This window comes from Acinetobacter halotolerans (assembly GCF_004208515.1).
Lineage (GTDB): Bacteria > Pseudomonadota > Gammaproteobacteria > Pseudomonadales > Moraxellaceae > Acinetobacter > Acinetobacter halotolerans.
The window spans coordinates 20,362-27,559 of record NZ_SGIM01000020.1; the positions used below are offsets into that span (position 1 = coordinate 20,362).

Here is a 7,198-nt window from a genome sequence, read left to right on the forward strand (position 1 = left end):
TTGAAATTGGGTTCTTATAATTAAGAACATCTCATTTCTCTCATCGATCAATACAGGATTGATCCTTTGTAAGTTTTCTACAAAAAAGGAATTATTGGGCTTTGTTAATAGGCAACTAAAATTTAATTTATAAGTTCAATCTATTCCTTTTAACATTTCCCCTAATATTTTAAGATTCTGTAACTCTTCATCTGCATATTTCATTTTTGATAACAACTCTTGATCATTTATAATTTCAATATATTGGTCAAAAATATCAATCTTATTTTCTAATAAGAAATCAATAAACTCCCCACCATTATAGTTTCTATGAAACTCAGCAAATAATAAAGTGGCGTAAAAAACCTTTTTCTGATTATTATTTAGTCCTGATAGAAACGTATCTAAATTATCATAAAAATTACTAGAAGGCTGATTACCACAGAAAATATTCTTATCAACAAAGTTGATTGAATTAACAACTTTAACGTCCTGCGTTAGAACAGCAACCCTATTATCAAAACTATTAATGCAAGATTTTTTTTCAATTATAGAACACCCTGTAAATGACAACACTCCAATTATAAACAAGCTTTTTTTGATTTTATTTAACATTTACCTTCCCTTCCCCCTCTTTTATTTCAATAAAAATTCTTACATGCACCTCCAAAAATACACACAAGACATTGATTTAAAATTATTTCCTGAGAAAAATAATTTTATTTTAAAAAATCTATCAAACAGTATCTTTTTATAGAACCCTACAAATAAAAGCTTCGTTATGATAAAAATGATTACATAACGAAGCCTCACCATTTATTTTTGTCTAAGAATATTTAAATTATTAATTGCGTTCAGATGTCCTTGCTTAGCTGCTTTTTCATACCAATATTCAGCTTGCATTTTATCTTTTTTTACATACACACCTTGCTCAAAGAAAACCCCTAAATTATATTGGGCTTCAGGATTACCTAGTTCAGCAGATTTTTCAGAAAAAACAAATGCTTTTTCATAGTTTTCTTGATCCAAATACATTTTTGACAAACCTTCATATGCCCGTGAAGGATTATCTTGGATTCCTAATAAATACCAACTCTCTGCTTTTTCAAAATCTGGTGATCGACCAAAATCCTTAATTCTATATAATTCTGCTAAGTTCAATTTAGCATCTTTGTTACCATACTTATTTGCTTCTAAAAAAAATTCCTCAGCCTTCTGAAAATCCTTATCTTTTCCTAAACCAGCAAAGTAAATCATGCCTAATGAGTTTATAGCTTCATGGTTATTGGATTTAGCAGCCTTTTCAAACCAATAGTAGGCTTTATCATAATTAGGCTTGATATTATCTAATCCATTTAGATAGACCCATCCCATTAGATTCTCTTTTTCATCTAAAGATAGATCTTTTAAATTCAAAATTTCACACTGCTTACTGCTACTTCCTGCTAAGTTACACTCTTCCTCGAGCGTAGGGAACTTGTCCTGTTTATTCAAATTTGTACAAGCAATTAAACTTCCGAGAATAAAAAATAGTAAAACATGCTTCATATACGATTACCTACAATAATTAACTGCATAACAAACTGAACCCGTTGCGCCAGCACCAGCACCTACAATAACGTTCCCTGAATATGTCTGTGAACCATCTGTATTTTGACAAGCTTGAACACCACCACCTATCACAGCAGCCCCTTTTGCACTACCACAAGCAGAACCTGTCCCAGAGAAACCACTACTTGTTGAACTATTTGTATAACTTTGACCGCCACTTCCATAAGCACTTGCCTCTGCTCCAGCACCACCACACACGGTTACAGCGGCACAACGTAAAATTTTTCCGTATTGATCTCGAGTATGCCCACCACCTAAACCAATAGACCCTCCAGCTATAGCAGAAAGCCCAATATTCACATTTGTCATTGTCGTATAAGGCACATGTGTTGCGGCTTTTACAGGTGGAGGAGGTGTCATTACCTGATTTCGATAAGCTGGATCATTTTGCATTCGCCAATTATGTTCAGATGCTTTGGCCCGACCATACTCCATTAATCCAGGAGGGAATGCATTCGCCCAATCAAGTCCCATCGGATCAACCCATTGAGTTGGATCACTTACATAAGCAGAAGTATTCATTCCCCCATTTAACCCAATCGGGTCTTTACTCACATATCTTGCACTATGTGGCTCATAATATCGGTAACGGTTATAGTGCAATCCTGTTTCTTGATCGTAATATTGACCTTGGAATCTGAGATTACTCTGCTCAAACGGATTGTCTGGATTTACTGTTTTGATGTCGAGTGTGCTGCCCCAAGTATCTTGGGTAATTTCCCAAACACACTCACCTCTTGCATTGGTCATTGTCTGTGGCGTACCGACTTGATCGCAATGGTAAAAAGTGATCTGCTCTAAATCTACTCGATTTTTACGGGTATCATTGCGCCATACAGGATCTTTATAAACCGAATAAGGTTTACTTTGATATTCAGCATAATCAGGTGTTTCAATCAGTTGAATAAAATCTTTATATCCAGCTTGCAACAGTGGAACAAAGCTATTCGGTTCATACAGATAGTGCTTGGTAAAACTGTCTTGTTCTGATTTGCGGGATTCCCAAATCATCAAATCGCCATCCCAACCAAACAAGGTCAGCGCATCTACCGTTTTCTTATAAAGTCTGCGCCCAAATACGTCATAACCGTAGTCCGTGACTTGACCATTGTGATCACTGCGAATCAATCGATTTTGGTTGTCCCATGTCAGTTTGAGGGTTTTACCTACTTGTTTAGTCTCTATGACATTGCCTTGTGCGTCGTAGTGATAATGTTTTCCTTGATAGCTTCTGACCAGATTGTTTTTAATTTGTGCCGTACCAGATGCGGATACAGGGTCGATCAAATTACCCGCAGGATCAAAGCTAAAACTCTCTGTTTTATGTGCGCTTTGCGTTGTGATTAAACGTCCGATTGGATCGTATTGATAGTTGAGCTTACCCAAACGGCTATCTTCAACTTGATTAAGTAGGTAGTTTTGGTCGTAATGATAATGTCGATGCGCTTGGTACTGTAAATAGTCTTGCGTTTCTTGTTCAGGCTGAATCAGTTGTGAACTGAGTAAACCAACGTCATTATAGTGTTTAGTTTGGATGAGTCCATTTGCCAATAGACGTGTTGTTTCTCGATGTAAGTCATCACGTTGGAATGAAACCATGTCCTGTTTATTCAGGGCAATCGCATATAAATGTCCTGAGCCATAACTCAAATTGGTTTGTTCCTGTCCATCTGGACGAATTGTTTTAACCAGATTACCAAGTTCGTCATATTCATAACGTAACACCGCGGTAAGTGGACGAAGCCCAGCGATTTTGTAGTGCTGATGCTCTCTCACCAATTGCCCAAGTGCATTGCGATAAAAATCAATTTGGCTAACCTCATTACTGGCTCGGCTCAGTTGATTGTTCAGGTTGTAATCAAATTGCTCTGTTTGCTTCTTTCCCGTATTTAAATGGGTAAAGCTTTTCGATGCGATTTGTCCATCTGCGTAATAATCAAATTGGGTCAGGATATTAGGCTGTCGGATTTCAGATAATCGACCACTCTCATCATGATAGCTGTAGTGTTTTTCTTCTCCATCAAAGGCTTGTTCACGTATCAAATATCCATATTGATTGTAATCAAATAAATATTCTGCTTGGTTTTGGTTGATTAGTTTTTTGATGCGTCCTTGTTTATCCCATTGATAGCCAATGCGATGTCGATTAGCATCGATGCGTTGTTCGAGTAATCCTGTGGCGTTGTATTGGTACTCAGTCACTAAACCTTTAGTATCAATATGTTTGAGTAAACGCCCTTCTTCATCATGTTCAAAGTGTTCTTTTAATCCATCAGGGTAAACAATACTTTGGAGTTGTCCTTTGTCTCGACCTTGAGTGCTGTAAAGGTACTGCACGACCTTATTATTTGCAGTTTGTTCAGCTGTTAGCGAACCCTCTTCATCGTATTCCCAAGTACTGCTTTTACCTGAGCAATCAGTATAGGAGGTCATTTGTCCTAATTCATTGTATTGAATTTTTTTGCTGCCGCCTTTGGCATCAATCACTTCGATCAATTGATTGTCATTGTTGTATTTATATTGGGTGATATGCCCCAAAGGATTTATTTCTTTACTGACATTACCCTTGGCATCATATTCTCGTTTCCAAATATTGCCTTCAGGATCTTTTGTTTCGACCAAATTCCCTTGCTCATCGTAGGCAAAACGGATTACCCCGCCATTTGGCTGTACGATTTTGATGAGTTGATCTTGATCATTGTATTCTTGTTGTGTCTCACGTCCTTCAAAATCAATTTGACGAGTAATACGTTTTTGACTATCACGGCTGTACCACGATTCACGTCCATCTGCTAAACGAGTACGATAGGTAAATCCATTCAGATCAAAATAGTAATAGGTCTGGACATCGTAGGCGTCATAAACAGCAACTTGGCGTAAGCGAGGATGCCATTTGAGTTTGGTATGGTAACTACCATCATCTGCCCATTCTTCAATTGCTTTGGCTTGGGCGTCGGTTGATTCATAGCGAATATTTTGCCCACGTCCTGTGCGATCGGTATAGCGTGTGAGTTGATGGAAATGGTTGTACTCATAGTTTCGGACATGACCATTTTGATCAATGGCTTCAATTAAATTGCCTTGGGTATCATATTGATAACGCGCTAAAGGCTCAACCTGTTCATCAACAAATACCGCAATGATTTTAACTTGCTCATTAAAAGCAAATTTTAATTGGTGTTGAGCATGTTTTAATTGAAAATCAACGCTTTGCAAATAGGCAATTTCATCGAAAACAAGGTAGCTTAAAACAATTTTTTCTTGTGTATTTTCATTAAATTGTTGAATCAATTGATAAGGCTGACCAGCCGAAAATTGATGAAATTGAAAAGACCATTCTCCACCGAAGTTTAGTATTAAATCACCATCTTCGAGTGGTTGTACGGTTATTCCTTCAAATGGTACTTCATAAGCTTCAAATGGGATTGAAACAGGGAATTGATGTTTCCGCCCTTTACTGTCTATAAATAAATAGCCTTGAGCATTGGGTTGAATTATGTTGGAAAATGGTATCATCCAACGTGCGCCAATCATGCTTCGATCAAACTCACCCATTTGTGAGCTGTATTGTCGAATAAAGGAAAAACCAATTTTAGGTAAATAAAAATCTGCATGCTGCACTCGTTCAGCACCAATTGAATAGCTAATACTTTGCCCAGTATCTGACCCTTTGCCCTCACATGGCGGAGCATTTAAAGCATCGGCTTGTAAACTCACGAACTCTAAAGTATCCCCTTTGGTATGCCGTTCATATTCCCCCGTTTGATTCATCGGCACACTAGCGCTGCCTTTATTTTCTAACGCTTTTATTGCTTTCAATGTTTCTTGTATTAACCATGCCAAAGTATATTTTTGGCTGGGATTTGCTTGTTGTTGTAATACTTGTGCAAGTGTGGTGATCGCTTGATTTGCTTCTTGCTTTAAACGACTTTGAATATTCGGCTCAATCTTCGGTGTCAGGTTTGCTTGGCTCGGTGTTCCAATTAGATCAATTAATGGCACTGCCCAATTGCTAAATTTAAGCTTGGGATCCCGTTTCTCTGCCGAAGCGCCTGTTGGAGCTGCAACACCTGCATTAATAGCTGTAGTTTGGGTTGCCATACTTTGTAAAATACTTGCACCCAAGGTTGCCGCTTGGGTCAGTAGTCCACTTAACTTTGCTTGGGTTTCTTTTAAAAATACTTCTAAATCCCCTGCAACCATTGCATTAAGATGTAAGCCTAAACGCTTAATATCAGCTTCTTTAATTTTCCCATTTTCAGGGTATAAACACTCTGCCATTACACCAAACATTGGTCGTAACGCCATACGAGCATGTGCTTCATTATTCGGTTCAGGAAACAATCCGATTAGATTTGCGCCGAGTAAAGCCCCACGCTGCATATCAGCATCACCAGTCTGCGGTGTTGTGACATATAAGAGTAAATCTAAGACACTACCCGTTAATGCAAAAATATTAGCAACTGTAGGGACATTGGCATTACTTTTGACTTGTTCTAGTGAGGTATTGCCACAGACCTGTAAATACAGTTCGATTTGATGTGCGATCACCTGTAAATCAGTGACATCCCGAGTACTTTCTAAGTTAAATACTGCGAGTTCAACAGCGGGTTGTTTTGTTGTTTCTACCTGTTGTGTCTTTTCAGTAGTCATTAATATAAAACCTTTAATTCATTAAATTACATCAATACTTTGACTTAAACTCAGTATTTCTTTTCATCTGATCTACTTTTTAAGCTTTGTAAATGTATCCATAACACCATATTGAATCGGAGAATCAACTTTAGTGAATTGAGTGAGTTTTGCTGAGGCTTGATCGTTAAAAAAATCCATTCCCTGCGCCTTAATCATTTCAACAGATTGGTTTGGGTTTTTCATAACCTGCCCAAGGCTTCTGATTTGATCTGGGGATACATTTAAATTAAGTTGATTCGAGATCGCACTAAAAGCTGTATCTGTCACTTGGCTTTTGATTTGCCCAACAGTTTGGTCAACTAAATTATTGACTGTGTTTTTTCCAAGGTCTTTTAAACTATTTTTGTCCAGTGAAAGAAGACTATCTTTTAACTGTGACATGGCATTTTGACTCAATGAACCCAAAGCATTTTTCATCAATCCTGCAACACCAGAAACAGGCTCAGCCCATGTATAATCACGGCTAAAATCACTACTTTGCATCCATGCACTACTGTCATCTTTATCAAAAATCACTTTCGCTGGACCTGGTGCAATGCCTGTCACTTGAGCAAAACCACTTCCATCAAGCTTGCCTGTAATTTGCTTACCTAATGAATCGATTACTTTATAACTATTTTGCTTAAAGAAGTTTTCGCCGCCATAGCTTCTCAATAATTCCAATGCCCCTTTCATTGGTTTGGCTTTCGGTAACTGAGGAACATTAGCACTTGCACTTGCTCCCGCAGCAAACAAATGCTGCCCCGCTTTCACCTCGAACTTGCCACCCGTGGTCGGAAATACGCCAGAACCATTAATCTTGATCTGAGAACTGCCTGCCGTAATCACAATCTCTTTCGGACTGGTGATATAGATGGCATCTTCCGTTGAAATGATTTGTATATCTTTACGGGCAATAAAGTCAGCAGCATCA

Annotated in this window: 4 protein-coding genes; all 4 read right to left on the reverse strand. The window is 37.9% G+C overall.

What is annotated here, in order from left to right; all coding sequences use genetic code 11:
• Positions 1-135 precede the first annotated feature (135 nt).
• The gene (locus EXE30_RS15555; RefSeq protein WP_130163188.1) at positions 136-594 is read right to left on the reverse strand and encodes a hypothetical protein; all 459 of its coding nucleotides are present in this window, start codon (positions 592-594) and stop codon (positions 136-138) included.
• A 201-nt stretch (positions 595-795) separates the two neighbouring features.
• Entirely contained in the window at positions 796-1,527 is a 732-nt protein-coding gene (locus EXE30_RS15560) for a tetratricopeptide repeat protein (RefSeq protein WP_130163189.1), read from the reverse strand.
• 6 nt (positions 1,528-1,533) lie between these two features.
• Positions 1,534-6,243 carry an RHS repeat-associated core domain-containing protein gene (locus EXE30_RS15565; RefSeq protein ID WP_228256127.1) on the reverse strand — a complete coding sequence of 1,570 codons (4,710 nt, stop codon included), beginning with the start codon at positions 6,241-6,243 and terminating at the stop codon, positions 1,534-1,536.
• A gap of 72 nt (positions 6,244-6,315) precedes the next feature.
• A partial coding sequence (locus EXE30_RS15570) for a DUF2345 domain-containing protein (RefSeq protein WP_130163190.1) occupies positions 6,316-7,198 on the reverse strand: 883 nt, incomplete at its 5' end.

Excerpts from the sequence above, each read along its gene's own strand:
- EXE30_RS15555 (WP_130163188.1), bottom strand. The coding sequence starts at position 594 with ATGTTAAATAAAATCAAAAAAAGCTTGTTTATAATTGGAGTGTTGTCA.
- EXE30_RS15560 (WP_130163189.1), bottom strand. The coding sequence starts at position 1,527 with ATGAAGCATGTTTTACTATTTTTTATTCTCGGAAGTTTAATTGCTTGT.
- EXE30_RS15565 (WP_228256127.1), bottom strand. The coding sequence starts at position 6,243 with ATGACTACTGAAAAGACACAACAGGTAGAAACAACAAAACAACCCGCT.